This is a genomic window from Oceanisphaera sp. (assembly GCF_048268965.1).
Lineage (GTDB): Bacteria > Pseudomonadota > Gammaproteobacteria > Enterobacterales > Aeromonadaceae > Oceanimonas.
In genome coordinates this window covers 1-24,704 of the sequence record NZ_JBLWUK010000016.1, presented here as the reverse complement: position 1 = coordinate 24,704, position 24,704 = coordinate 1, and the positions used below count along the sequence as shown (strand labels likewise).

At 54.1% G+C, this 24,704-nt stretch carries 23 protein-coding genes; 16 read left to right on the top strand and 7 right to left on the bottom strand.

Annotated features, from left to right (window positions below):
• The first annotated feature begins 113 nt into the window (after positions 1 to 113).
• From ACN0VL_RS08980 to ACN0VL_RS08935, 10 genes are all read left to right on the top strand, one after another.
• The gene (locus ACN0VL_RS08980) at positions 114 to 1,238 is read left to right on the top strand and encodes a Fic family protein (RefSeq protein ID WP_417616575.1); all 1,125 of its coding nucleotides are present in this window, start codon (positions 114 to 116) and stop codon (positions 1,236 to 1,238) included.
• Positions 1,239 to 1,337: 99 nt separating this feature from the next.
• On the top strand, positions 1,338 to 3,677 hold the full coding sequence (locus ACN0VL_RS08975) for a TOTE conflict system archaeo-eukaryotic primase domain-containing protein (protein ID WP_417616573.1): 2,340 nt from the start codon (positions 1,338 to 1,340) through the stop codon (positions 3,675 to 3,677).
• 140 nt (positions 3,678 to 3,817) lie between these two features.
• On the top strand, positions 3,818 to 4,084 hold the full coding sequence (locus ACN0VL_RS08970; RefSeq protein ID WP_417616571.1) for a helix-turn-helix domain-containing protein: 267 nt from the start codon (positions 3,818 to 3,820) through the stop codon (positions 4,082 to 4,084).
• A 662-nt stretch (positions 4,085 to 4,746) separates the two neighbouring features.
• On the top strand, positions 4,747 to 5,631 hold the full coding sequence (locus tag ACN0VL_RS08965; protein WP_417616569.1) for a LysR family transcriptional regulator: 885 nt from the start codon (positions 4,747 to 4,749) through the stop codon (positions 5,629 to 5,631).
• 674 nt (positions 5,632 to 6,305) lie between these two features.
• Positions 6,306 to 7,211 carry a LysR family transcriptional regulator gene (locus tag ACN0VL_RS08960; protein ID WP_417616567.1) on the top strand — a complete coding sequence of 302 codons (906 nt, stop codon included), beginning with the start codon at positions 6,306 to 6,308 and terminating at the stop codon, positions 7,209 to 7,211.
• Positions 7,212 to 7,340: 129 nt separating this feature from the next.
• Positions 7,341 to 8,369, top strand: a complete 1,029-nt coding sequence (gene dctP, locus ACN0VL_RS08955) for a TRAP transporter substrate-binding protein DctP (protein ID WP_417616565.1) — start codon at positions 7,341 to 7,343, stop codon at positions 8,367 to 8,369.
• Positions 8,370 to 8,413: 44 nt separating this feature from the next.
• Positions 8,414 to 8,887 carry a TRAP transporter small permease gene (locus tag ACN0VL_RS08950; protein WP_417616563.1) on the top strand — a complete coding sequence of 158 codons (474 nt, stop codon included), beginning with the start codon at positions 8,414 to 8,416 and terminating at the stop codon, positions 8,885 to 8,887.
• Complete coding sequence (locus tag ACN0VL_RS08945) at positions 8,884 to 10,170, top strand: TRAP transporter large permease (protein WP_417616561.1); 1,287 nt, start codon at positions 8,884 to 8,886, stop codon at positions 10,168 to 10,170. The genes ACN0VL_RS08950 and ACN0VL_RS08945 overlap by 4 nt, the downstream gene beginning before the upstream one ends.
• A complete protein-coding gene (locus tag ACN0VL_RS08940) occupies positions 10,167 to 10,919 on the top strand; it encodes a M15 family metallopeptidase (protein WP_417616560.1) in 753 nt (250 codons plus the stop codon). Before ACN0VL_RS08945 ends, ACN0VL_RS08940 begins: the two co-directional genes overlap by 4 nt.
• A 221-nt stretch (positions 10,920 to 11,140) precedes the next feature.
• Positions 11,141 to 11,452, top strand: a complete 312-nt coding sequence (locus ACN0VL_RS08935; protein ID WP_417616558.1) for a DUF6172 family protein — start codon at positions 11,141 to 11,143, stop codon at positions 11,450 to 11,452.
• A gap of 329 nt (positions 11,453 to 11,781) precedes the next feature.
• Here ACN0VL_RS08935 and ACN0VL_RS08930 read toward each other — a convergent pair whose 3' ends face one another.
• From ACN0VL_RS08930 to ACN0VL_RS08915, 4 genes are all read right to left on the bottom strand, one after another.
• Positions 11,782 to 12,837, bottom strand: a complete 1,056-nt coding sequence (locus ACN0VL_RS08930; RefSeq protein WP_417616556.1) for a maleylacetate reductase — start codon at positions 12,835 to 12,837, stop codon at positions 11,782 to 11,784.
• 383 nt (positions 12,838 to 13,220) lie between these two features.
• Positions 13,221 to 14,150: a catechol 1,2-dioxygenase gene (gene catA / locus ACN0VL_RS08925; RefSeq protein WP_417616554.1), complete on the bottom strand. Its 930-nt coding sequence runs from the start codon at positions 14,148 to 14,150 to the stop codon at positions 13,221 to 13,223.
• A gap of 61 nt (positions 14,151 to 14,211) precedes the next feature.
• Positions 14,212 to 14,502, bottom strand: coding sequence for a muconolactone Delta-isomerase (gene catC, locus ACN0VL_RS08920; protein ID WP_417616552.1), 291 nt, complete (start codon positions 14,500 to 14,502; stop codon positions 14,212 to 14,214).
• Positions 14,503 to 14,554: 52 nt separating this feature from the next.
• A complete protein-coding gene (locus tag ACN0VL_RS08915) occupies positions 14,555 to 15,673 on the bottom strand; it encodes a muconate/chloromuconate family cycloisomerase (protein WP_417616550.1) in 1,119 nt (372 codons plus the stop codon).
• 107 nt (positions 15,674 to 15,780) lie between these two features.
• Between ACN0VL_RS08915 and ACN0VL_RS08910 the strand changes: the two genes are divergently transcribed.
• The gene (locus ACN0VL_RS08910) at positions 15,781 to 16,683 is read left to right on the top strand and encodes a LysR family transcriptional regulator (RefSeq protein WP_417616548.1); all 903 of its coding nucleotides are present in this window, start codon (positions 15,781 to 15,783) and stop codon (positions 16,681 to 16,683) included.
• Between the two features lie 6 nt (positions 16,684 to 16,689).
• On the opposite strand, the gene ACN0VL_RS08905 is transcribed toward ACN0VL_RS08910, so the two are convergent.
• Positions 16,690 to 17,472 (bottom strand): IclR family transcriptional regulator domain-containing protein, encoded by a 783-nt coding sequence (locus ACN0VL_RS08905; RefSeq protein ID WP_417616546.1) that lies wholly within the window; start codon positions 17,470 to 17,472, stop codon positions 16,690 to 16,692.
• A 273-nt stretch (positions 17,473 to 17,745) separates the two neighbouring features.
• On the opposite strand from ACN0VL_RS08905, the gene ACN0VL_RS08900 reads away from it, so the two are divergent.
• The 5 genes from ACN0VL_RS08900 (at position 17,746) to yghU (ending at position 22,938) form a co-directional block, all read left to right on the top strand.
• Complete coding sequence (locus ACN0VL_RS08900) at positions 17,746 to 18,564, top strand: CoA transferase subunit A (protein WP_417616545.1); 819 nt, start codon at positions 17,746 to 17,748, stop codon at positions 18,562 to 18,564.
• Complete coding sequence (locus ACN0VL_RS08895; protein WP_417616543.1) at positions 18,564 to 19,355, top strand: CoA-transferase subunit beta; 792 nt, start codon at positions 18,564 to 18,566, stop codon at positions 19,353 to 19,355. The genes ACN0VL_RS08900 and ACN0VL_RS08895 overlap by 1 nt, the downstream gene beginning before the upstream one ends.
• Positions 19,355 to 20,560, top strand: coding sequence for a 3-oxoadipyl-CoA thiolase (gene pcaF, locus ACN0VL_RS08890; protein WP_417616541.1), 1,206 nt, complete (start codon positions 19,355 to 19,357; stop codon positions 20,558 to 20,560). The genes ACN0VL_RS08895 and pcaF overlap by 1 nt, the downstream gene beginning before the upstream one ends.
• A gap of 547 nt (positions 20,561 to 21,107) precedes the next feature.
• On the top strand, positions 21,108 to 21,896 hold the full coding sequence (locus ACN0VL_RS08885; protein ID WP_417616539.1) for an alpha/beta fold hydrolase: 789 nt from the start codon (positions 21,108 to 21,110) through the stop codon (positions 21,894 to 21,896).
• A 184-nt stretch (positions 21,897 to 22,080) separates the two neighbouring features.
• Positions 22,081 to 22,938, top strand: a complete 858-nt coding sequence (yghU, locus tag ACN0VL_RS08880; RefSeq protein ID WP_417616537.1) for a glutathione-dependent disulfide-bond oxidoreductase — start codon at positions 22,081 to 22,083, stop codon at positions 22,936 to 22,938.
• A gap of 137 nt (positions 22,939 to 23,075) precedes the next feature.
• On the opposite strand, the gene ACN0VL_RS08875 is transcribed toward yghU, so the two are convergent.
• Positions 23,076 to 24,356, bottom strand: coding sequence for an NAD(P)/FAD-dependent oxidoreductase (locus ACN0VL_RS08875; protein ID WP_417616535.1), 1,281 nt, complete (start codon positions 24,354 to 24,356; stop codon positions 23,076 to 23,078).
• Between the two features lie 68 nt (positions 24,357 to 24,424).
• Complete coding sequence (locus tag ACN0VL_RS08870; protein ID WP_417616533.1) at positions 24,425 to 24,628, bottom strand: hypothetical protein; 204 nt, start codon at positions 24,626 to 24,628, stop codon at positions 24,425 to 24,427.
• Between the last annotated feature and the right edge of the window lie 76 nt (positions 24,629 to 24,704).

The following is a 24,704-nucleotide window of genomic DNA, read 5'->3' as shown; positions in this document are numbered from 1 at the left end:
ACGATACGAGTATCGCTCTCAGCCGTGAGCCGAATAACGCATCTAAACGGCTTGATTGATGAGCCGAATAAACGCTATATTCGGCTCATCTTCTGCTTTAAGAATGAGCGCTTATGTCGTCAACCTGGATCTGGCAGCAGCCAAGCTGGCCTTCATTCACCTGGAATGAAGCTATTGTTGCACCACGTTTGCGTGATGTCCGACTCAAATCTGGCGTACTGATCGGCAAAGCCAGCGTTAGTCAGTGCCAAGATGCGCAGCAAGCACTGGATACCCTGTTACAGAGTATTGTTGCTTCCTCTGCCATCGAAAACGAAACCCTGAATGTACAGTCAGTACGCTCTTCCCTGGCTCGGCGGTTGAAGGTGACGGAGGAACATCCTTATCCGGTTTCTGAGCGCTCCGAAGGGCTGGCTGCCATGATGGTGGATGCGATCCAGGATTATCTGCACCCTCTGACGCTAGAGCGACTATTGCAATGGCATGTTTGGTTATTTCCTGACGAGGCTGGCATGCTGACCAGCCACTCATTGAGAGTTGGACAACTGCGTGGCGATGAACCCATGCAAGTCGTCTCTGGTCGACTGGATAAACCGAAAGTCCATTTTGAGGCCCCTCCCCGAGATCAGTTAGCTGCCGAGCTTGAACAGTTTATCGACTGGTTTAATCACAGCCGTAACGAGCAAACCCTGGACCCCATTTTACGGGCTGCACTCTGCCACTTATGGTTTGTTACCTTGCACCCATTTGAAGACGGTAATGGCCGTATTACCAGAGCCCTCACCGATATGGCATTGGCACAGGCTGACAACCAAAGTATTCGGTTGTACGCCATGTCCGTCGCCATTCTGGAACGACGCAATGACTACTACCACATTCTGGAACAAACCCAACGGGGTGAGCTTGATGTCACGGCTTGGGTAGTATGGTTTATCGATACCTTTGATCAAACGCTTGACCAAGCCATGGCCGCTATCGACGGTACTCTGCAAAAGACACGTTTCTGGCGTGAACATCAGGGTTCAGGGTTGAGCCCTGAACAAACCAAGGTGCTTAACCGACTGCTGGACGGCGGTGAACGAGGGTTTGAGGGGGGGATCAGTGCCGCTCAGTACCAGAAAGTAGCCAAGGTCAGCAAGGCAACCGCCACCAGGCATCTGGCAGATCTGCTACAAAAAGGCTGCATCGAGAAGTTACCGGGCGGAGGCCGCAGCACTCGTTACCAAATCAAACGGTAATCGTTGCTATATTTGCTTAGCACCAGACAAGATTTGTGCGAATCTTTAATCAGGTACCGCGACTGATGGGTAAGTTACCCGTCAAGATATCGGGAGGATGTGGATATCCAAACGAGTGATGAACTCAGCGCGATTGATGCCAGACTGACAGAGCTGGAACGTGAAAAGGCGGCCCTGCTTGCCCGCAAGCAAGTACTGCTTCGGTCAGAAGCCATCATTATGGGTCCACAGCTGACACCGAGCCAAAAGGTTGGGCTGTTTCAACAGCTATTTATAGGCCGTACCGATGTCCATGCTATACGCTGGGAGGGCACCAATGGCCGCTCGGGTTATGCAGTAGCCTGTGAGAACGAGTGGGTTCAAGGAATATGCAAGAAACCCAAAATCAAGTGTGGCGACTGTTCTCATCGCAAGTTCAAACCTCTGGATAATAAAGTGCTGTATGCCCACCTTTCAGGAAAACTGGTGGCCGGTTTATATCCTTTGTTGCCAAACAACCTTTGCCATCTGCTGGCGGTCGACTTTGACAAGGCTGATTGGGCAGCAGACGTAAAAGCGTTAGCTCAAGCATGCCACCAAGAAGAGGTTCCCTATGCTCTGGAGATATCCCGCTCTGGAGCCGGTGCTCATTTATGGGTTTTCTTCTCAGAGCCGGTTCCGGCCTGGTCGGCCAGAGCCTTTGGCTTCAAGCTGATAGACAAGGCCATGGAGTTGCACCCTGGCTTATCATTCGACTCATATGACCGCTTGTTTCCCAACCAGGATATAATGCCACAAGGTGGTTTTGGTAATTTGATCGCCCTACCTTTGCAACATGAAGCTCGCTCCCGTGGATGCAGTGTTTTTGTGGATGATGATCTGCAACCCTATTCAGACCAATGGGCATTTCTGAGCGAGTTAAAGCGAGTTTGTGCTTCCCGTCTTCAAGCCTGGGTCGGCGAGCCACCCCATACCGCACCAACAGACGATACAGTAGCCCCTTGGGAGCAAGGTATTAAGGTAGATTCAGGCCCATTAACAGGATGCCCTGAGCAATTGACGGTGACACTGGCAAACCATATTTACATCAAACTGGCTGCTCTCCCCGGGCCTCTGGCAGTACGAATAAAACGCCTGGCGAGTTTTGCCAATCCGGTATTTTTCAAAACCCAGGCGCTGCGCTTTTCTACCCATGGCATCCCCCGCTACATCTCCTGCGCACGCATCGAGCAAGGTTATCTGTCTGTGCCTCGGGGTTGCCTGGACGAAGTGCGTAAGCTGCTGCTCGAGCAAAATATTCAGGTTGAATTAGCAGATCGCAGAGTATCAGGAACCAGATTAGAAGGGCTCAAACTACGCGTTGATTTACGAGACAGCCAACTCGCTGCCGTCAATGCGCTCATCGAACACGATACCGGCATTCTGCATGCCCCCACTGCTTTCGGTAAAACAGTCACCGCCATCGGAATTATCGCCAGCAGAAAGGTAAATACCCTGATCCTGACTCACAGCCGACAGTTACTGGATCAGTGGCAGGAAAGGCTGGCGTCTTTTCTTGACGGAGCCACCATAGGCGTATTCGGTGGCGGCAAGAAGAAAGCGTCCGGCCAGATTGATGTGGCAACCTACCAAAGCCTGATCAGCAAAAAAGATAACACCATAGCCGAGTTCGTCCGCCATTATGGCCAGATTATTATCGACGAGTGCCATCATATTTCGGCACCACGATACGAGATGCTGCTCAACGAAATCAGCGCCAAGTATATGCTCGGTCTGACGGCCACCCCAGATCGCCAGGATGGTCATCAGAAAATCATGTTTATGGTCGCCGGTCCCGTTCGTCATAAGGTGACGACTGATCACAGTACCCGCTTTACCCAGCGCGTGATTGTACGGGATAGACATGAAATACCGCCCACCGATTTCATCAAGCCGGGAGAACGCCCGCATATCGCGACTGTTTATCAGTGGCTTGCCGAAAATAGGGTTCGAAATGAGGAAATAGTCCGGGATGTCATATCGAGCGTGAAGCAGGGCGCAAACTGTCTGCTACTGACCGAGCGCCGCGAACATGCCGAGATACTCGCTAATCTGCTGTCAGATGCTGACATCAGCACTGTCATCCTTAAAGGAGGCATGGGGGTTAAAGCACGCAGAGAAGTGGAAGCCAGGCTTCACGATGCGCAGGTGGTGGTGGCGACCGGCAAATACATTGGCGAGGGGTTTGATCTACCCCGACTGGATACGCTGTTCCTGGCCTTGCCCATCGCCTGGAAAGGGACGTTAGCGCAATACGCTGGCCGGATACATCGCGAGGCGGATGGCAAGCAGGAAGTAACAGTGTACGACTATGTAGACACTGGCCTGCCCATGTTGCAGCGGATGTTTAGCAAGCGCGAGAAGGGTTATAAGGCGATGGGCTATCAGTTTTCTTCGTCGGAACAAATAGCCCTGCTTTAAATCTACCCGTTATAACAGGTATTAGAAGCCTTAACGGCTTCAGCGTGTAATACTTCCCCTACCTGCTTTAGCGTGTAATGTTTGATATACCTGCTATAGCGTGTAATGTAGAGATATCAATTCAGCCAGGTAACCAAGTCATGAAAGTCACCAATGCCCATCAGCTCAGCACTTACATGAAAGATGTCAGACTTACCCAGAAGCTTTCCCAAGGGAAAGTGGCCGGCAAGGTGAGGATCCGGCAGGACACGGTTTCCAACTTCGAGCTGCACCCTGATACCACCAAGCTGGAGACCTTCTTCAAGCTCTTGTCGGCATTGAACCTGGAGCTGACGGTTCAGCCCAGAAATACCACAACCCCAGACCCAAGTAGCGATGCGTCAGCAGGCTGGAAGGAAGAATGGTAGTGTAGGATTTGAATGTTGGCATGAAAACTTCCCGAATCACATCCGTGACTCAATACTACTGGTAGAGATTGAACAACCGAGCATATCGGCGGGAAACGATTGCAGACGAGGCCGGCATCACACCATGCGCATCTGTGATCAACCTCTCAAATCGCTGACTTGACTCACTTTCCCCCAAGGGGACTCCGGCAAGTCAGTATCTATCTGATATTAAAGAAAACTTCACTTTATGTATCGGCAAGTGATGTGGCAAGACCTTCAACACAGATCAAAGAAAATCAGAGTAATACCAAACTGACTCCATCACCGATTTACTTAGCTGCACAGTAAAGGGCGAACGAAGGGTCTCCTCCAGCGGCACGCTGCAGATGAATGACACTCACCGTTTCAGCCGGACCGAGCATTCACTGGATGCTTGGTCCGGCTGAAACGATTCGTCACGGCAAGACAAGCTCGCCCCCTGTACACCCAGCACATGGCCTCCCTGTCATGTGCTGGGCGGCAGAGCAGAATGATTTTTCTATCTTTTTCATGATCTTACCGCTTAGGATCCTGCCTATGAATGTGCTTTGGTCGCTTTTTAACAATGAAAATAGTGCTATATTCTCAATAATTCATGAATTATATTCATAGTTTTAAGTACTAAAGACCGGAGTTACATTATGTTGGAGCGGTTTCACCTTGAAGTACTGGCAGCAATCAAAGAACAGGGAACCTTAACCCAGGCTGCTGAATCGTTAAATTTATCCCAGTCTGCATTGAGTCACAGCATCAAAAAACTGGAAGGCCAGATCAAAACACCTGTCTGGCAAAAAGAAGGGAGAAACTTGCGCCTGACCAATGCTGGTGAGCAAATATTGACTCTTGCCAATCGGGTCTTGCCGCAATTCAAACACACGGAACATCTATTGCGTCAGATAGCAAAAGGCGAAATGGGCTCGCTTCGCATCGGCATGGAATGTCATCCTTGCTATCAATGGCTGTTAAAAGTGATTGAACCTTATCTCGAAAAGTGGCCAAACGTTGACATTGACGTGAAGCAGGAATTTCAGTTCGGTGGCCTGGGTGCCCTGCATAACTACGAGGTAGATATCCTCGTCACGCCTGATCCCTTGTATAAACCCAATTTGACGTTTATACCGGTATTTGACTACGAACATAGACTCGTCGTTTCGGTATCTCACCGCCTTGCCACGCAAAGCTCGATCACGCCTGAACAGCTAAGTGAAGAAGTGCTATTTAGCTACCCGGTAGAGCCTGAACGGCTGGATATTTACAGCCAGTTTTTAAATCCCGCAAAGTGCACGGTCAAAAAACACAAGACAATAGAAACGACCGAAATCATGTTGCAAATGGTGGCCGCAGGCAGAGGCGTCTGTGCCTTGCCTGGCTGGTTGGTGGATGAATTCGCCAAAACAATGGCCATTAAAAGCCTCCGGTTCGGTAAGCATGGGGTTAGCAAACAGATCTTTTTGGGGGTGCGGAAAGGCGAAGAACAGATTAATTACCTGAGTGATTTCATTGCTCAGGCTCAGAAGGCCAGATAATGATTCAGCCTTGCCTTTGAGCTCCCCCCTCCTGCAATAATAACGCTGCCGATGCTGTCGGGTGGCGTTGCTTCCTATATCAGTGAGCTACCTGTCTCATACCAAACTGAGTAAGTAACTGGTCTATTTAGCTGCTCAGTAAAGGACGAACGAAGGGTCTACTCCACCGACACGCTGCAGATAAATGACACTCATCGTTTCAGCCAGCTGCGAGCATTCACTGGATACTCGGTCAGGCTGAAACAATTCGTCATGGCGAGACAGACTCGCCCCCTGTGGCGCTCAAACACATGACCTCCTTGTCATGTGATGGTCGGTGGAGTAGATCCCTTCATCCGCCCCCAGCTGCGGAGTTGCCTGTAGGTGCTATCTACAGACAACTCGGTGCTTGTGGAGAGGCAACAGAGATCGGCTCCCACGACCGTGAAATGACAGGGATGTCATTTCCCGAGCCCGTATGGGGCAGCTTGATGCCGTGTATCTTTGTTGGGTAATGGACCGAATACCCTGTGAATATTCGCAGCCCTTACCCAGCAAAGATGGCTAGCCCAGTGGCGTGTCGTGGGAGCTGACTCTGTTTCCTCTGGTACTCAGCTTTAAAATAGATCATGTTTTTACTGAGATTGGTATTACTCCTCCGATGAGCTTCGGATATAAAGTCACGGAATCCTGATATGTGGAAACTTAACCCCAGAGCATTGAAATATCTCAGTGAAGTCTCACGCTTTGGCTCATTGCGGAAAGTGGCTGCTCATCTGAATATCGATGTCTCGGCCATCAGCCGCCAGCTGGCACAACTAGAAGAAGAGCTGGCGGCGACTGTGATCCTGCGCAGTGGGCAGGGTGTGGTGCTCACTCAGATAGGTGAAGAGCTGGTGGCGCTTTATCGTCAGCAGAAGGCAAGCGAGGCGGCAGCTCTGTCTCGCATTGCAGCCCTGCAGAGCCTGAAAAAGGGCAGAGTCAGTCTGGCGGTCGGTGAAGGCTTTATTGCCGATTTGATTTCTGCACCCCTGCAGGCTTTTATGACGCGCTACCCGGGTATCCAGATCAGCGTGGAAATGGCAGGAGCCAATGAGGCCACACGGCTGATTAAGGAAGATAAGGTAGATTTGGCGGTCGTCTATGCGCCTTCCCCCGATGCCGAGTTATATTCCCATGTGATCACCCGTCAGCCGCTGGAACTCATCGCTCCCCCGCAGCATGCCCTGACCAGACAGCTTCCCCTGTCCATTCAACAGATTGCAGAATATCCCCTGGCCCTTATCGACCAACAGTTTGGCATGGGTCAGTTGGTCAGTCTGGTCGAGGAGCTGGAACATATCCGCTTTGAGCCGCAATTAAGAACCAATTCTGTCGCCGTTTTAAAGAACTTTGTGCTATCCGGTATGGGGGTGGCCTTCATGCCACGGCTGACGGTGCAAAGTGAAATAGAGCAAGGAGAAATAATCAGTCTTCCCGTCCCTCATCCCTTGCTGACAGGGGCGAGTGCGCATATTGTCAGTCATAAAGGTCGCGAGTTGACGGTGTCATCCGAGGCATTAATTGCGCATCTTCATGATGGTATGTTGTTCTTTAATTAATTGTAGTTATAGTGTTAAATGTGGTGTTGACTTTATTGCAACGGGTTTGACGTTGAAAAGTCAACGCAACAACGCTTAATCTGATGAAGACTTCTTGAAACATACAATCCGGATATGGAGATCACGACTATGCCTACCTGTAAAATCAAGCCGCTGGCAAAATGGATGACGACGGTATGTGGGGCGGGAGCCTTGCTGATTAGTGGTCTGGCCGGGGCGGCAACCACCATTGACCTGTCTTATAACGGTGCCCCGGATGCGGATAAAAATGCGGTACACCTGTTTGCCTCCAACCTGAAAAAACTGGTGGAAGAAAAAACGCAGGGAGAGCTGGAGCTAAAGCTGTACCCCAACAGCATGCTGGGTGAAGAAGAGCAGCGCATGGAGCAGGTGATGAACATGCCCAGCCTGAATATCGCTTCTTTTGCCGGTGTATCGCCGCTTTTCCCTGAAATTTATGTCAGTTCAATTCCATTCCTGTTTAAAGGGTTTGACGACGCGCGTCGCTTCTTTGACCAGGGTGAATACTGGAAAGCCGCGCAGGAAGAGTTCTATCAGCGTACCGGTACCCGCATGCTGGCGGTTGTAGAAGAGGGCGGTTTTCTGGCCTTTACCAATAACAAGCGGCCTATTCAGCAGCCTGATGACTTCAAGGGGTTGCGCTTCAGGGCGATGGACAAGAGCCAGGTGGCCTTGTATGAAGCCTTTGGCGCTTCTGGTACTCCTATTCCCTGGACCGAAGTCTATATGGCGATGAAGACAGGGGTGGCCGATGGTCAGATGAACCCGCCCATGTACATTATCCTGGGGAGTTTACAGGAAGTACAAAAGTACCTGACCCTGGCCAATATTCAGTATTCCGATCAGTTTCTGGTTGCTAACGATCAGCTGCTGTCGTCACTGAGTGAAGAGCAACGGGCGGCCTTGAAAGAGGCAGTAGAAGAAGCCAACCAGCTCAACCGTGAATCGGTCGAGTCCAAGGTAGAAGAGCGTATCCAGTTTCTGGCCGATAAAGGGATGGAAGTCTATCGTCCCACGGCGGAACAGCTGGCCGCATTCCAGGAAAAAGCCAAGCCTTCCTACGTAACCTGGCTGCAGGAGCAAAACATCGACCAGAAATGGATTGATTTGGCACTGCAAGACGTAGCGTCCAATTAATTAGCTCCCGATAAGGTGGCGGTGCCAGGCACCGCCTTGCTGTTATGAATACAAAAATACTCCGCTTGTTAAGTCGCGTGTCAGAAACTCTGGCAGGCCTGCTTATTGCCAGCAATCTTGTGGTGCTGCTCTATGGTGTGGCTGCAAGATATCTGGCTGGTCGCTCACCCATCTGGATGGACGAACTCTCCCGCTTCCTGATTATTGGCACTGTGCTGCTCACCGCCGGTGTGGTGTGGGTGCGTAATGAACACATGCGTATCAATTTATTGGAGCAGAAGCTGCCGCCCAAATGGGCATCGGCCCTGAAACTCTATCAGTGGCTGCTTACCGTGGTGATCAGTGCTGCTTTCGCCTGGTTTTCCTGGCACTACGCGTTTTCCGTTGGTCGTTTTACCACCATGGGGCTGGGAATCAGCCGCACCTGGCCGATGCTGAGTATGCCTCTTGGCTTTTCTATGTTGTTTTTATTCGCCATTTTACGTGGCCCGTTTGAAAGAAAGGATTTGCAGTTATGACCCTGGCGATGTTTGTCACCTTTATCGTGCATATCCTGTTGGGTTTACCCTTGTTTCTGACACTGATCCTCACCGCCGTCGTTGGTTTTTTCTTTATCGATATCAATATGGTCGGACGCATGCTGCCCCAGCAATTCTTTGGTGGCATCAATGTCTTTTCCTTGATGGCGATCCCGCTGTTCATACTGGCGGGCAATCTGATGAACAGCTCTGGTCTGACACAGCGCCTGATGACGCTGGCAAGAACGCTGGTGGGTCATTGGCGTGGGGGCCTGGGCTATGTCAACGTGGTTTCAAGTGTCTTCTTTGCCGGCATTAACGGCTCGGCGGTAGCGGATACCTCCGCGCTCGGTTCCTTGTTGGTGCCGGCGATGAAGAAAGAAGGGTATTCGGCTCCCTATGCGGCAGGTTTGACGGCGGGCAGTTCACTGATAGGGCCCATCATTCCCCCCAGTATTTTCATGATCCTCTATGCCTCCCTGACCAATACCTCGGTCGGCGCCCTGTTTTTGGCGGGAATCATCCCCGGTTTGATTCTGGGGTGTGGCTTCATGATGATGAACTGGGTCTATGCCAGGCGAGCGGGGCTGGCCGCCTCGGGAGAGAAACCGACCCTGGCCAGATTGTGGTCAGCCAGTTGGGGTGCCTTTCCTGCTTTGCTGGCACCCGTGATCATAGTAGGGGGCATTGTACTGGGGGTGGTGACGCCCACTGAATCAGGGGCGCTCACCGTGCTGTACGTGGTGATAGTGGGACTGATGACAGGCCAGTTGTCTCTCGGTCGCTTCTGGTCGGCGCTGGTGGAAACCGCTCGCTTGACCAGTGCCATCTTCCTGATCATGGCGGCGTCGGCCGCCATCAGCTGGCTGCTGTCTTATGCCCAGGTGCCCAAGTCATTTGTGGCCATGCTGGAGCCTTTTATCGATCAGCCTATTCTGGTGCTGCTGATGTTGAGCGGCATTACCTTTGTTACCGGCATGTTTATGGAGGAAGTATCGGCGCTTATGCTGCTGACCCCTATCTTTGTGCCGGTCGCCATGGCTGCGGGCATCGACCCTGTGCATCTGGGCGTGGTCATCACCCTGAACATCACCATTGCCTTGATTACTCCCCCTATGGGGGCCTGTGTGTTCGTGGCCGCCGCCGTCAGCAAGATTGAGATAACCGAGCTGTTTAAAACCATCTGGCCTTTTGTACTGCTTGCTCTGAGCGTGTTGCTGTTATTGATCCTGTTTCCTGGATTGACGTTATGGCTACCGAACATTCTGGGAGGTTACGCATGAAAACTCGGATACCGTTAATGGCTGATCCTGTCTGGTCAGAAGTGATGAAGATAGCCATTGAGGATAATCAGGAACCGCTCGTTCCTGTCAGCCTGGCGCCAGCGCCGCTGCAGGTTTATCCGGCCTACTACAAGATGGGAATACCCTATGCGGTGCCTGAGTGTCACACTCGCACCGGTATTTATCGACGGCTGCTACAGGCTGCCGAGCAGTTGCCCACTGGTATGTCACTGCTGGTGCTGGATAGCTGGCGCCCTTACGGTGTACAACAGTATTTGTATGACACCCTGTACAATGCTCTGGAAACTCGCTTGCCGAACAAATCGGCAGCCGAGCTGGAACAACTGACCCGGGAGTTTGTCTCGTTGCCCTGTACACGGGCAGAAGCGCCAAGCCCTCATCTTACGGGGGGCTCGGTCGATGTTACTTTGCTGGATCAGCAGGGCTTGATGCTGGACATGGGAACCCAGTTCGACGAAGCCAGTGCCTGGTCTCATACTCATGCATTTGAAGAGATTGCCGCTCCGGATGCCAGAGAGACGGAGGTGATCAAAAACCGACGACTGCTCTATGGAATAATGACTGCGGCCGGGTTTACCAACCTGCCCAGCGAATGGTGGCATTTCGATTATGGCAATCAGCTCTGGGCCTGGTATTCCGGTGCCGAGCGGGCCATTTATGGAGCTACCCAGCTCGATAGTCTGGAAAGCCGCTGGCGCAGAGAAGTTGAAAAATATCCGGCAGATTAGGCTCAAAGAGCCGGACTGCCAGTATGGTCGTCCGGCTTCATTATCTTCATCAATACCCTCACTCTCCGGTTAAATCTCGTGAAAGAGGCCAGGCCATTCGGCTGTTTGGTCAGATAAAAAACCGCTGAAATGGGCGGTTATCTTCAGCCTATCCATGTAGAATGCGCTCAACAAGGGTTATTCAGCCTTTTTACTCTTAAGTGCCGATCTGTAGGAAAACCATGAAAAAGACAATCGCTTTAACTCACCCCAAGCTGCAACCTGCTCGCTGGGTGGATTCAATTAAGCATGATATTAAAAAGTACCTTAACAGAGAGCGTCGCAAGACGCTGCCAGAAGGTATGGACTACTGGACCTTCGATTGTCGCTTTGGCGCGTCGGAAGCCGTAGCAGAAGAGATCTATACTTCTGAAATCAATAAACACATTGATGCTGCCGTGGCAGAAGAGCTGCCCGAGTTTTATGTCGAGATCCTCGCCAGAGCCTGCAAGCATGGCCCGCGTCCGACGGCTACAGAAGCCGATGACGAGTAAGTATCAGGGTGCTGGTTGCAGCAGATAAGGGGTGAATAAAAGGGACGCCGCTCCCTTTCATGAACCCGGTCTGTTGACCTTTCGAGGCGAAAGGTCAACAGACTCTCACTCAATACCGGACCGGACTTCGGCAACATAACAACCAAGCCGGGTTATTGCCCCTCACGACTCTGGTTAAGCGGTTGCTCTGCCTTATTACCTCCTCCTTCTTTTTACTCTGTGCTTCTTGCCTTCACCGATGCGAGCAAGGCTGTCGATGGGCTCCTATGTTGCTTGTGCCAGCCAGACTGCCTCGGCGGACCGCTCTGCAGTGAAGTAATTGAAATACATTATTCCGGGCGGGCACCACTCCAGGCTCGTTGCAGTAGTTCGCGCACGGCTTCACGCTCGATCGGCCGTGGGTTCCAGTAGGGGGCTTGTACCGCAAGGTCTGCAGCCATATCCAGGTCGGCTTCGGCAAACCCCAGCTCTTTAAGGGACTGGGGGGCTCCCAGGAGTTTGGCGAAGTCATACAGGCCGCCCCCTGGATTACCACCAAACAGTTCAGCCACAGGTGCCAGAGCGTCCGTCGCCAGGGCGTTATAGGCAGCAGTATGGGGGAGCAGGATGGCGTGGGTCTCGGCGTGAGGAAGGACAAAGCTGCCGCCCAGTGTGTGACAGAGCTTATGGTGAAGAGCCATACCAACCGTGCCCAGCACTGTGCCGCAGAGCCAAGAGCCGTAAAGGGCATTGTTGCGTGCCTCCAGGCTCTTCGGCTGTTTAACGATCACCGGCAAAGCCTCCTTGAGGGCACGAATACCTTCTAGAGCCATCAAGTCGGTGATGGGATTGCGGTCCTTTGCGTAAAGGCCCTCCACGGCGTGAGCCATAGCGTTCAGACCGCTGGTAACGCTCATCGAAATCGATAGCCCCAGAGTCAGATCGGCATCATAGAACACGACTTCGGGGAGTATCGAAGCGTGCTTGCGGGTGGTCTTTTCACCGTTTTCTGTCTGCCCCAGAATGGGGGTCACCTCAGAGCCGGAGTAGGTGGTCGCTACTACCAGTTGGGGGGCCTCGTTGCGATAGGCGATCGCCTTGCCCAGCCCAATGGTTGAGCCACCTCCCAGGGCAACCACACAGTCGGCGCCTGCTTGAGCGTAAGCCTCCATCGCCCGTTCGGTCACCTCTACCGGTGTGTGCATGGCCGCTTCACTAAAGACTCCGGCCCCAAGCCCTCCGAGCTGGTGGTTGAGGCGCTCGGCATCTTCGCGCCGAGATGGCGTCGACAGCACCAAAGCCCGGGAGCAACCCAGATGACGAACTTCGTCGGCAATCTCGGACAAGCAACCAGGGCCAAACACAATGCGAGCCGGGTTGGCTGTATATAGAAAAGAGTGCAACATTAAATCCTTCCGTCATGAGAATGAATCGTGGCATTTTAAATAAAGCACGGTAAGCCCTGACTTCAAACAATCAGAGCAGCAACTAAACCACCTAATTAACAGAAAGCGAGCGGCTTAAAAACAAGTAGTAAACCAGGCTCCAAAGTAGCCAAGGCCTGAATAGGTTGAATTGGGTTCAGGTGAGCAAGAGGCGGGGTTGACTATCGTTAACCAGAGTGAACATCTGTTTGGCAATTGGAGTCGGTTCGCTTGGACTATGTGGCTTTATCGAGGAGATATTTACGGTAATGCTATCGTCGAAGACAAGCCTCGGACGTACTTAACAAGAGCCCACCGATTGGAGGGCTCTTTTGTGGCTAGCTGCCTGCTGAGTTTCCTGGAGTTTAGCTTTCCAGGGCGCGCTGGCGCTCGTGGCGGCTTTGCAAATCGGCCTTGTCGGTCGACACCAGCTGGATGTTGAACTCTACCTGGGTAAACGGCTTGTTCAGGCCGTACTGCTCGGCTGCTGCGGCATCCTCGACACGAACGGCGTCTACTACCAGCTCTTCGCGGGTGGCGAAGGCGAAGTCGTCGTAGGTGTATTCGTCACCGGCCAGGTTGATCTGGGTGGTCAGGTGCTTGTAGCCCGCCTTGGAAACGAAGTAATGGATATGCGCAGGGCGGTTGCCGTGACGACCCAGCAGGTTGAGCAGTGCCTGGGTAGAGCCTTCAGGTGGGCAGCCGTAACCTGACGGAATGATGCTCTGGGCGGCGTAGCGTCCTTCGGCGTCGGTCTTGATGCGACGGCGCAGGTTGTACTCGCTCTGGGACGGATCGAAATAGGAATAGGCGCCTTTGAGATCGGCGTGCCAGATGTCGACGATGGCATCTGCCACTGGCTGACCGTGCTGGTCGGTCACCTGACCGATGATAATCATGGTTTCACCATCCTGGGTGCCGTCGTCCATGCGGGCAAAGCCTTCGCTCAGTGGCGCACCGGCCACGTACAACGGACCTTCGATGGTGCGCGGCGTGCCACCGGCCAGGCCGGCTTGTTCGTCTGCGGCATCCATGCGGATATCCAGGTAATGGTCCATGCCCAGGCCCGGAGCCAGCAGGGCAGCTTCCCCGTTCTTGCCCAGATCGTTGATGTAATACACGGCGCTCCAGAACTCTTCCGGGGTGACATCCAAATCTTCAACGATTTGAAAAATGTCGTGCATTAGGCGATGGATAATGGTTTTAACGCGGTCGTTACCACCGGTCTGGTTCAAACCGGCTACTTTTTCCAGCAGCTCAACGACTTGCTGAGTTTCCATGGTTTTGACTGTCATTGCTTGGCTCCTTGCATCAATTTTAATTTTTTATGTTGTTGCGATTGGGTGCTTCAAAAAATTAACGATCATCCTCATGAATAGAGGACGGGTGTCGGCACAGGGGCGCAACGCTGATGTCCATGTAGGGGAACAGCGGCAGGGCGCTTATCAGGTCCTGTAGTTCGGCGTTGTCGGCCACATCGAAGATGCTGACGTTAGCGTAGCTACCGGCTACCCGCCACAGGTGGCGCCACTTGCCCTGAGTCTGCAGTTCCTGCGCGTAGGCTTTTTCCCGCGCCTTGATATCGGCAATCACGTCGGCCGGGATGTCATGAGGAATATTTACTTTCATCTCAACTTTAAACAGCATGATGCTTGCTCCGTTTGGTAATGGTTGCGACAGGTGTTTAGTGCCGACGGTACTATTTGCGGCGATAGTAGGCCAGCTTGTCTTCGTCTATCTCTATACCGAGGCCCGGGCCGGTGGGCAACTCCACGCCGTTGTTATGGAAGTTCAATCGCTTGACTACGATGTCGTCTTTCATCAACAGTGGGCCAAACATCTCGGTTCCCCAGTGGATCTTGTCGAGGGTAGACCAGGCATGCAGTGCGGCCACAGAGCCGATGGTGCCTTCCAGCAGGGTGCCACCATAGAGGCCGACTCCGGCTGCACTGGCCACGTTGGCTACTTTCAATGCCTGGAGCGGGCCGCCGGCCTTGGCAATCTTTAGAGCCACGGCACCGGCAAAGCCGGCGGAGGCTAGACTGTACATGTCGGTGGCATCGGCCACGGCTTCGTCGGCCAGAATGGGAAGGTGGAATTTTTCGGACAGGCGCACCAGGGCCGACAGATCCTTCATCGGGGTCGGTTGTTCGACCAGGTCGATTCCGGCGGCCTGCAGCTCGGCCATGCCTTTGGCAGCGGTGGCTTCATCCCAGGCCTGGTTGACATCGACCCGTACGCTGGCGCTGTCGCCAACGGCGGCCTTGATGGCGGCCACGTGGCGCACATCGTCCATGAGTGCCCGAGAGCCGATCTTCAGTTTGAAATCACAATGACGTTTTGCGGCAATCAGGCTTTGTGCTTCGTCGATGTCTTTTGCAGTATCGCCGCTGGCCAGGGTCCAGAGTACGGGAATGTGCTGATGCACGGCGCCGCCCAGCAGGTCGGACACGGAGCGATTAAGGCGCTTGCCCTGCAGGTCCAGCAGGGCGGTTTCGATGGCGGATTTGGCCAGATTGTTGCCCCGGGTGCTGGTATTCAGCCTTACCTTAAGGGTATTGATATTGCCAGCCGGCTGGCCTAACAGCAGAGGGGCCAGGTAGGTATCTATGGTCAGCTTGACACTCTCCGGGCTTTCCGGACCGTAGGCCAGGCCGCCTATGGTGGTGGCTTCGCCGAGCCCTTCCAGGCCACTGGAGTCTTTTATGCGCACGATTACCATGGTCTGTACAGCCATGGTAGTCATGGAAAGCTGGTGTGGGCGTATGGTCGGAATGTCGACCAGAATAGCGTCTATGGACTGAATGGATTCTGGCATGTAATCTCCTGATGCCGAATGTGCTCTCTTGTTGCACTAAGGTTACAGCTGTTTTTTGTATGTTAACCAATACTGTTTAAGTTGACAGTAATACCCTGGAGGTATGGATGGAGTTGAGGCATCTGCGATATTTTGTGGTGGTGGCACAGGAGCTGAACTTGACCCGGGCTGCAGAAAAGTTGTTTATCGCCCAGCCTCCGTTAACTCGGCAGATCAAGCAGCTGGAGGAAGAGCTGGAGGTGCAGTTGTTCATTCGCAAGCCCCGGGGGCTGGAGTTGACCCCGGGCGGCCAGTATTTTCTGCAACAGGCGGAGGGCATTCTGGATAAACTCAATACCAGCATAGAAGGCACGCGTCAGGTGGCTCAGCATCGCAAGAGGCTCTTTTCCATCGGTTTTGTGCCGTCGGTATTTTATGGCCAGATGCCCTTGATAGTGCGGCGTCTGCGTCGTAACAAGAATCTGGAAGTCGTGCTGCACGATCTGAAAGCCAGAGAACAGGTAAAAGCGCTCAAAAGCGGTAAAATTGATATCGGATTTGGCCGAATAGAAATAGAGGATCCGGATGTTCAGCAAGAGGTGCTGTTCAATGAGCCCTTGGTTGCCGCCTTGCCTGCGGGACACCCTCTGATCAGGCAGCAGCCGACCATGCAGCAACTGGCGGAAGTACCCTGTGTAACGTTTCCTGCTGGCAGCGGTCCCAATTTTTCCGATATGACCTTGGGGCTGTTTCATCGCCGGGGCCTCAAGGTACAGGTGATTCAACAGGTTAACGACTTGCAAACGGCGCTGTCGCTGGTGGCCTCGGACATGGGGTTTGCCCTGGTACCCGAGCAGGTGAAAAAACTGCGACGCGAAGGGGTGGAGTTCGTGACGGTGGCCGATGAAAACATCACCACGCCGGTAATCGTATCCCGTCGTCGTGGTGAAAGCCCCAATGCGGTGATGCGGTTGGTTAATACCATACTGGCGGAGCTGGTAGAAAACCGGCTCAGCGGACGTTACCCCTGAGTTATCTCAACTCGCCGCCATGCGTATCAGGCTGGCTTTTTCCTGCAACAGTGGCAGAAAGCGACCGAGCAGTGTTTCCATGTCTACTCGCCCCGCATTGGTACTGATGTTGATCGCTCCCAGCAGAAAGCCCTGCTGATCGAACACCGGCACTGCCACCGAACGCAGGCCGGAGTCCAGCTCCTGATCGACGATGGCATAGCCTTGCTGACGCACCTCTTGCAATACCTTACGCAATTCATCGGGCTCGACTATGCTGCGCTCTGTGTAAGCCTGCAGCCGGACCTTGCCCAGAAACGACTCCAGTTGTGCATCGGGCAGCTGAGCCAACAGCACGCGGCCCATCGAGGTGTAGGCGGCGGGCAGCCGGGTGCCGACCGACAGCTGTATGGCCATCAGGCGGTGCTCAGCCGCAGAGCGCGCCATATATACCACTTCGTCACCGTCCAGGGTGCCCAGCGAAGTGGACTCGTGTATTTCCCGGGTAATGTCCTCCAGATAGGGCTGGATCAGGGTTGCATAGCGGTTAATCGTTAACAGGGCATGACCCAGCTGCAGCACCTTGGGGGTCAGTTCAAAGTAACGGTGCTGTTTTTTCAGGTAGCCCAGTGCATGCAGGGTAAGCAGAAAACGACGCGCCTTGGCGCGATTCATTCCGGCTTTAACGGCCACCTCGCTCAGGGTCATACGGGGGTTGTCTTGATCAAACGCCTGTAATACTTCCAACCCACTGGCCAGGGCGGTCACGAAATCCCGGTCGTCCGGGCTGAGTTTGTCATCTTCTATCATGTTGTTTTCCTGTCGCCGTCGGCGGAAGTGCTTGGCAATTCATGATATCAAAAGTTCGCCATGCGAACATCACACATAAGTCATTTATTTTAGTTTTAAAATATACACACAACATAAAAATATTTACATATTTTACAGTTACTTAAAGATGATTGTGAGTTTGAGTGGTAATTTTGGGTTTGCGAGAACAATAAAAGAGTGTAATTATGTTCGCAATGCAAACATATAGTTCGCTATGCGAACTTTGAATTTCACTCAGGGAGGCAAACACTCATGGCCAACTTTATGAGCTTGCACGACGCAGTTGCTCGCTATGTCCAGGATGGCGCTACCATCGCCATGGAAGGCTTTACTCACCTGATCCCCTTTGCGGCGGGTCATGAAGTTATTCGGCAGGAAAAGCGGGATTTGACGCTGATCCGCATGACGCCGGACATTATCTATGATCAGCTGATTGGCGCCGGTTGTGCCAAGCGCCTGATCTTCTCCTGGGGCGGCAACCCCGGCGTGGGTTCCCTGCATCGTCTGCGAGACGCGGTTGAAAAGGGCTATCCCCAGCCGCTCGAAATTTTCGAACACAGTCACGCGGCCATGGCCTGTGCCTATGAAGCGGGCGCCGCGGGTCTGCCCCTGGCGGTACTGCGTGGTTACATCGGCAGTGACCTGCCCAAGGTCAACCCGCAGATCCGCTTTATTGAATGTCCTTTCACCCAGGAGCGACTGGCGGCCGTCCCGTCGGTGCGCCCCGATGTGAGTATTGTGCATGCCCAGCGTGCCGACAGGCAGGGCAACGTGCTGGTATCCGGCATCGTCGGTGTGCAAAAAGAAGCCGTACTGGCGGCGAAACACAGCATAGTGACCGTCGAGGAAATCGTCGACGACCTGCAGGCCGAGCCCAATGCCTGCGTGATCCCGGGCTGGGCCATTGATGCCATTGCCGAGGTGAAGCGAGGCGCCGCGCCTTCTTATGCGCACGGTTACTACCCGCGCGACAACAGTTTTTATAAAGAATGGGATGCGATCGCACGGGATCGCGACAGCTTCAACAACTGGCTGCAAGAAAATGTCTATAACCAGGGAGGGCAAGCCTAATGACACTCGAATATAATGCTTCCGAAATGATGACGGTGACCGCCGCACGCGCACTGCAAAACGGCATGACCTGTTTTGTGGGGATTGGCCTGCCCAGCGAGGCCGCCAACCTGGCCCGGCTGACCCATGCTCCCGAAGTGACGCTGATCTATGAATCCGGCACCCTGCAGACCAAGCCCGAGATACTGCCGTTGTCGATCGGTGATGGCGAACTGTGCGAGTCGGCCCTGACTACTGTGGCGGTACCCGAAATGTTTCGCTACTGGCTGCAGGGCGGACATATCGATGTCGGTTTTCTCGGCACCGCGCAAATAGACAAGTTCGCCAACCTTAACACCACCCTGATTGGTGATTACCAGGCGCCCAAGGTGCGGCTGCCCGGTGGTGGCGGTGCGCCGGAAATTGCCACCAATGCCAAAGAGGTGTTCATTACCCTCAAGCATTCGTCGCGGGCCTTTGTGGAGGCGGTAGACTTTATTACCACCCTGGGCTTCGGTCGCGATGGCAAGGGTCGTGATGACGTACCCAACATTGGCCGTGGCCCCACCAAAGTGATTACCGATTTGTGTGTGCTGCAGCCTGATGCGGACACCAAAGAGTTGGTGGTCACCTCGCTGCATCCCGGTGTGACTCGTGAGCAAGTGAGTGAGGCCACCGGCTGGCCGGTACGCTTTGCCGAGCCGCTGGCACAAACTCCCGAGCCCAACGCCAACGAACTGGAAATCTTGCGGGCACTCAAGGCCAAAACCGCCGCCCACCATGCCAAGTCCATCTCACCGGAGGCCGTGTAATGAAGCCTGTCTATCTTTGTCATCCCCGCCGTTCGGCCATCGGTCGCTTCGGCGGCACCCTGGCATCGGTTCGCCCCGATGATTTGGCCGCTCAGGTATTCAAGGCCGTATTGGCCCAGGCGCCAGATCTGGATCCGGCCGCCATCGACGAAGTCATCATGGGTTGTGGCAACCAGGCCGGTGAAGACAACCGCAACGTGGCGCGCATGTCTGCCTTGCTGGCGGGGCTGCCGGTGAGTGTGCCCGGCACCACGATTAACCGCTTGTGCGGCTCCGGCATGGATGCGGTAGGAACGGCGGTACGCGCCATCAAGGCCGGCGAGCTGGATCTGGTATTGGCCGGCGGCGTGGAGTCCATGTCTCGTGCACCCTATGTGATGGGCAAGGCAGACTCGGCCTTTACTCGCGGTCAGAAAATAGAAGACACCACCATTGGCTGGCGCTTTGTCAACGCGCAGATGAAGGCGCAGTACGGTGTGGACTCCATGCCGGAAACGGCAGAGAACCTCGCCGAACAGTTCGCTATCTCGCGGGAAGATCAGGATGCCTTCGCCGTTCAGTCGCAGCAAAAAGCGGCACGGGCACAAAGCGAGGGGCGCTTTGCCGAAGAAATCGTGGCGATAGAAATTCCCCGCCGCAAGCAAGAGCCACTGCTGTTTGCCGATGACGAACACTTGCGCCCGGGCACCAGCCTCGAGAAACTGGCCAAGCTGCCCACTCCTTTCCGCGATGGCGGCAGCGTTACTGCCGGTAACGCCTCGGGTGTGAATGACGGTGCCGCGGCCATGTTGATCGCCAGCGAAGAAGCGGTGCAGCGTCATGGCCTCAAGCCGATGGCCCGTATTCTGGGCATGGCCACCGCCGGGGTTGAGCCGCGCATTATGGGGATTGGCCCGGTGCCGGCGGTGCAGAAGCTGCTGGAACGCCATCAGTTGTCGATAGATGACATCGACCTGTTCGAGTTCAACGAAGCCTTCGCCGCCCAGGCTCTGGCCTGTATGCGCGAGCTGGGGCTGGACGATAACGACCCACGGGTGAACCCCAACGGTGGCGCCATCGCTCTGGGCCATCCGCTGGGTATGTCCGGCGCGCGTTTATTGCAAACCGCAGCTCACGAGCTGCATCTGCAGAACAAACGACTGGCCCTGTGTACCATGTGTGTGGGCGTCGGCCAGGGTATTGCAACCCTGATTGAACGGGTGTAATGCTAATTTCAGTAAAGATCAGGTCAACTTTGAACCTGAATACCAGAGGCACCAGAGCCGCCTCCCACGACACGCAACTGGGCTAGCCATCTTTGCTGGATAAGGGCTGCGAATATTCACAGGATATTCGGTCCATTACCCAACAAAGATACACGGCAGCAAGCTGCCCCATAAGGGCTCGGGAAATGCCGTCCATGGCATTTCACGGTCGTGGGAGGCCATCTCTGTTACCTCCCCTGGAATACCGAGTTGCTTGTAGATATTGCCAACAGGCGACTCTGCTGCATCAAGGAGAGCAAAGGGATCTGCTCCACCGACCATCACATGACAGGGAGGTCATGTGCTGAGCGTCACAGGGAGGTGCTTGCAGCGGGTCGGTGGAGCGGGCCCTTTGTTCGGGACTGATATGACAATCGAATAGAACAATTGTTTAATGGGGTTGGTATAAGGTGCCGTTTGCCAAATGAGTGGTCTGCCAGTTCAGGAGTATCGGCCTTGTGGTTGGTTTACCTGGGCTGGCTGTTTTTGTTTTAAATTGGGAGGCTGAATGTCGTTTCTGGAAATTGATGGTCGTACGGTCGGTTACCGTTTGCTGGGTAACCCGGAAAACCCTCTGGTGGTGCTGGCTCATCCGCTGGGCATGACTCAGGCGGTGTGGGACGACTTGCTGCCCACGCTGCTGCCCCATTATCGGGTGTTGAGCTGGGATCTGCCCGGTCACGGCAGCAGTGCCGCCTGGGAAAACGGAGATATCAGCCCGGCCAGTCTGGCGGGTGAGGTGCTGGCACTGGTTGCTCAGGCGGACGCAGAGCGCTTTCATTTTGTGGGGACTTCCATTGGTGGCGTTATCGGCCAGCAGTTGCTTGGCCAGGCGCCCGAGCGCCTGTTGTCGGCAACCCTGACCAACACAGGTGCCGTTATTGGTACTCGTGATGCCTGGCAAACCCGTGCCGCCGCCATACGCGAAAAAGGCCTGGCTGCCATGGCGGTAGACATAGTGCCGCGCTGGTTTGGTCCCGCTGTCTGCCAGGCGCAGCCTGCGTTACTCAAGGGCTGGAATACCATAATGGGACGAGGAGATGCCAACAGCTACGCCTTGTTGTGCGAGATGCTGGGCCGTGTCGACTTTAGCGAGCAACTCGGTGGCCACCAGGTGCCCTTGTTGCTGATAGGTGGCAGTGACGATGTCGCCACCCCGCCGGCATCACTGAACACCCTGGCCCAATGCTGCGGTGTGGGTGAACCGGTTATTCTGGAACAAGTAGGCCATGTGCCCTCGGTTGAAGCCCCGGAACGCTTTGGCCACGAGCTGCTGAAGCATATCAGCCGCGCCTGATACCCCCCTGACGATGTCAGCCTGCCTACCAGCGGCAACGCCAGTTGCCGTGGGCTGACATCTCTCGCCAGACCAAACACCCACATCTTGTTTTACGTTCAGAGCTGCAGGCTGGCTGTTTATTGGTTACAGTGGGTGTGTTACTCGCATAAACGTAAAAATCATAGTGTTAACAGGAGCCTGTATGACCAGTGAATATCAAGTTCCCACCGTGTGGACCGTACCGGAAGACGATGGCAGCACCTGGGCGAAAACCAACCGCCCGGTATCGGGTGCCACTCACGATAAAGCGTTGCCCAGGGGCAAGCATCCCTTGCAGCTGTACTCCATGGGGACGCCTAATGGTCAAAAAGTGACGATTATGCTGGAAGAGCTGTTGGCACTGGGGGTAACAGACGCGGAATACGATGCACATTTGATCAGCATTGGCGACGGGGATCAGTTCTCCAGCGGCTTTGTAGAGATAAACCCCAACTCTAAAATTCCGGCACTGCAGGACTGCTCAACCGATGCTCCCATCAGGGTGTTTGAGTCCGGCAATATACTGCTGTATCTGGCCGAAAAGTTCGGTCACTTTTTGCCGACCACTATTGCCGAGCGTACCGAAACCCTGAACTGGCTGTTTTGGCTGCAAGGTTCGGCGCCGTATCTGGGCGGTGGCTTTGGCCATTTTTATGCCTATGCCCCCGTGAAGATAGAATACGCCATTAACCGCTTCACCATGGAAACCAAGCGCCAACTCGATTTGCTGGACAAGCAGCTGGCGGATAACCCCTATATTGCCGGCAACGAATACAGCATTGCCGATATGGCCATCTGGCCCTGGTACGGCAATCTGGTGTTGGGGCGGGCGTACGATGCCGCCGAGTTTATTGATGCCGCCAGTTATACCCATGTGCAACGCTGGGCAAAAGAAATTGCCGCACGACCCGCGGTACAAAGAGGGCGCATTGTGAATCGCACCAGTGACGAGCCGGGAGAGGCTCTGGCCGAGCGTCACTCGGCGGCAGACATCGATGCCGTACTAGCGCAAAAAGCCTGACTAGCCGCTCTTGTCATTCCTGCCTTTGCGAGAGTGGCGGGGGCGGGGTGCTCAGTAATACAGCTCTCCCCAATACAGCCTGGCTGTATTGGGGAGTGGTGTTTAACTGCCAACATAGGCCTGATTTAGCTAATGGCTTATGCCAGCAGGCGCAGGCACTGTCCGGTGTGGTAAAGCGTAAAGCCGCTCTCATAGCCGGCGGTCCACAATGGCTTTGCTTTAATAGGCGAGTGCGCACGTATCGGCATGGGCAGCAGTGTGTCGTCACCAGACGTCAGATACTTGGCAAACCCTTTGCCCACCACGGTGCCGGTCGTTACGCCACGACCGTTATAACCCGTTACCGCCACAATGCCGGGGGCCGGCTCGAATAGGCGCAGGGTATTATCCGGCGTAAAAGCGATGCATCCGGTCCAGGTGTACTGCCAGTCTATTTTACCTAACTGCGGAAAATAGTATTGCTGAACACGTTCGGCCCAACAGCGAATGTAAGACAGGGGCTTACCTTCACCTTTGCCTAAGCTGCCCAGCAATAAGCGGCCATGGGCGTCACGGCGTATGCTGCTGAGTACTTTACGCGTATCCCAGGCGCCCTGTTTTCCGGGCAGGATATCGCCGGCTAACTCATCAGGGAGGGGAGGGGATGCTACCTGAAAATAATGGCCAGCAAAAAAATGTTGGCGCACCTGATTCCAATCATCGTCAGTATAGGCATTGGTCGCCAGCACCACCCGTGGTGCTTTAATGCTGCCTTTGGGGGTCATCACCTGCCAGTCATCGCCCTGGCGGATCACGCCGGTGGCGGGCGTTTGGGTATGCATTTTTACACCCAGGCCGTGGGCGGCTTTGGCCAGGCCTCGGGTGTATGCGGTGGGGTTAATGGTGCCGGCGCGACGATCGAGCAAGGCTTTTTTAATGCGTTTGGTGCCCACGTGCTGATAACACACATCATCTTCCAGTAATTCTACTGGGGCGCCACGGCGCTGAAACTGCTCAACACGGCGAGCCAGCTCTTGTTCACCTTTGCCGTTATGCGCTAAATGCAAGGTGCCGGTGCGGGTCGCGTCACAGTTAATACCAAACCGTTCAATCAGTGAAAACACCTCTGCGGGGGCGCCACCCAACAGGGTATTCACCCGTTCGCCATCGGCTTCGCCTAATCTCTTTACAATATCTTCTGGTGGGATCCATAAGCCCGCATTAACAAAGCCCACGTTGCGGCCAGAACCACCGCTGGGAATATCCCCAGCTTCAATAAGCGTGACGTCAACGCCAGCTTCTGCAAGGTGCAGGGCTGTGCTTAATCCTGTGATGCCGCTACCAATAACGACGACTTCGCTTGTATGATGGCCCTCTAGCGGCGCTAACTGTAATGCCGGCTCGGGTGATGTGTCGTACCACAAGCATCTTTCCTGCATGGTGTCTCCTTATCTTGCCCCCTCACGCTGGCGTGAAGGGGCAAGTTTGCTATTGCGCTTATTAATGCTTAACCGACGTTGGCGTTTTTATGATCTGACCAATCATAGAAATGCTCGGGGTATTTCTGTAAGGATTGCTGTTGCATGGCCAGTAATTCCCGCATTTCTTTAGCGTGTTCATTATTAGGGTTGTGTTCAAGCCATGTTTCAATGTCGCTTTGGGCCGCAGGACAGAAAGGCTCAAACCCCTGCTGCTTTTGTAGTAGCTCCACATAGACAGGATCTTAAGCGGTAATACCATGAAATAAATAGAAAAAAGGCTTCAATTGTGATCTGATGTTAGTCGCC

Excerpts from the sequence above, each read along its gene's own strand:
- ACN0VL_RS08875 (WP_417616535.1), bottom strand. The coding sequence starts at position 24,356 with ATGCAGGAAAGATGCTTGTGGTACGACACATCACCCGAGCCGGCATTA.
- ACN0VL_RS08900 (WP_417616545.1), top strand. The coding sequence starts at position 17,746 with ATGGCCAACTTTATGAGCTTGCACGACGCAGTTGCTCGCTATGTCCAG.
- ACN0VL_RS08940 (WP_417616560.1), top strand. The coding sequence starts at position 10,167 with ATGAAAACTCGGATACCGTTAATGGCTGATCCTGTCTGGTCAGAAGTG.
- catC (WP_417616552.1), bottom strand. The coding sequence starts at position 14,502 with ATGCTGTTTAAAGTTGAGATGAAAGTAAATATTCCTCATGACATCCCG.
- ACN0VL_RS08945 (WP_417616561.1), top strand. The coding sequence starts at position 8,884 with ATGACCCTGGCGATGTTTGTCACCTTTATCGTGCATATCCTGTTGGGT.
- ACN0VL_RS08980 (WP_417616575.1), top strand. The coding sequence starts at position 114 with ATGTCGTCAACCTGGATCTGGCAGCAGCCAAGCTGGCCTTCATTCACC.
- ACN0VL_RS08965 (WP_417616569.1), top strand. The coding sequence starts at position 4,747 with ATGTTGGAGCGGTTTCACCTTGAAGTACTGGCAGCAATCAAAGAACAG.
- ACN0VL_RS08885 (WP_417616539.1), top strand. The coding sequence starts at position 21,108 with ATGTCGTTTCTGGAAATTGATGGTCGTACGGTCGGTTACCGTTTGCTG.
- ACN0VL_RS08935 (WP_417616558.1), top strand. The coding sequence starts at position 11,141 with ATGAAAAAGACAATCGCTTTAACTCACCCCAAGCTGCAACCTGCTCGC.
- ACN0VL_RS08930 (WP_417616556.1), bottom strand. The coding sequence starts at position 12,837 with ATGTTGCACTCTTTTCTATATACAGCCAACCCGGCTCGCATTGTGTTT.
- ACN0VL_RS08970 (WP_417616571.1), top strand. The coding sequence starts at position 3,818 with ATGAAAGTCACCAATGCCCATCAGCTCAGCACTTACATGAAAGATGTC.
- ACN0VL_RS08915 (WP_417616550.1), bottom strand. The coding sequence starts at position 15,673 with ATGCCAGAATCCATTCAGTCCATAGACGCTATTCTGGTCGACATTCCG.
- pcaF (WP_417616541.1), top strand. The coding sequence starts at position 19,355 with ATGAAGCCTGTCTATCTTTGTCATCCCCGCCGTTCGGCCATCGGTCGC.
- yghU (WP_417616537.1), top strand. The coding sequence starts at position 22,081 with ATGACCAGTGAATATCAAGTTCCCACCGTGTGGACCGTACCGGAAGAC.
- catA (WP_417616554.1), bottom strand. The coding sequence starts at position 14,150 with ATGACAGTCAAAACCATGGAAACTCAGCAAGTCGTTGAGCTGCTGGAA.
- ACN0VL_RS08960 (WP_417616567.1), top strand. The coding sequence starts at position 6,306 with ATGTGGAAACTTAACCCCAGAGCATTGAAATATCTCAGTGAAGTCTCA.
- ACN0VL_RS08950 (WP_417616563.1), top strand. The coding sequence starts at position 8,414 with ATGAATACAAAAATACTCCGCTTGTTAAGTCGCGTGTCAGAAACTCTG.
- ACN0VL_RS08895 (WP_417616543.1), top strand. The coding sequence starts at position 18,564 with ATGACACTCGAATATAATGCTTCCGAAATGATGACGGTGACCGCCGCA.
- dctP (WP_417616565.1), top strand. The coding sequence starts at position 7,341 with ATGCCTACCTGTAAAATCAAGCCGCTGGCAAAATGGATGACGACGGTA.
- ACN0VL_RS08910 (WP_417616548.1), top strand. The coding sequence starts at position 15,781 with ATGGAGTTGAGGCATCTGCGATATTTTGTGGTGGTGGCACAGGAGCTG.
- ACN0VL_RS08905 (WP_417616546.1), bottom strand. The coding sequence starts at position 17,472 with ATGATAGAAGATGACAAACTCAGCCCGGACGACCGGGATTTCGTGACC.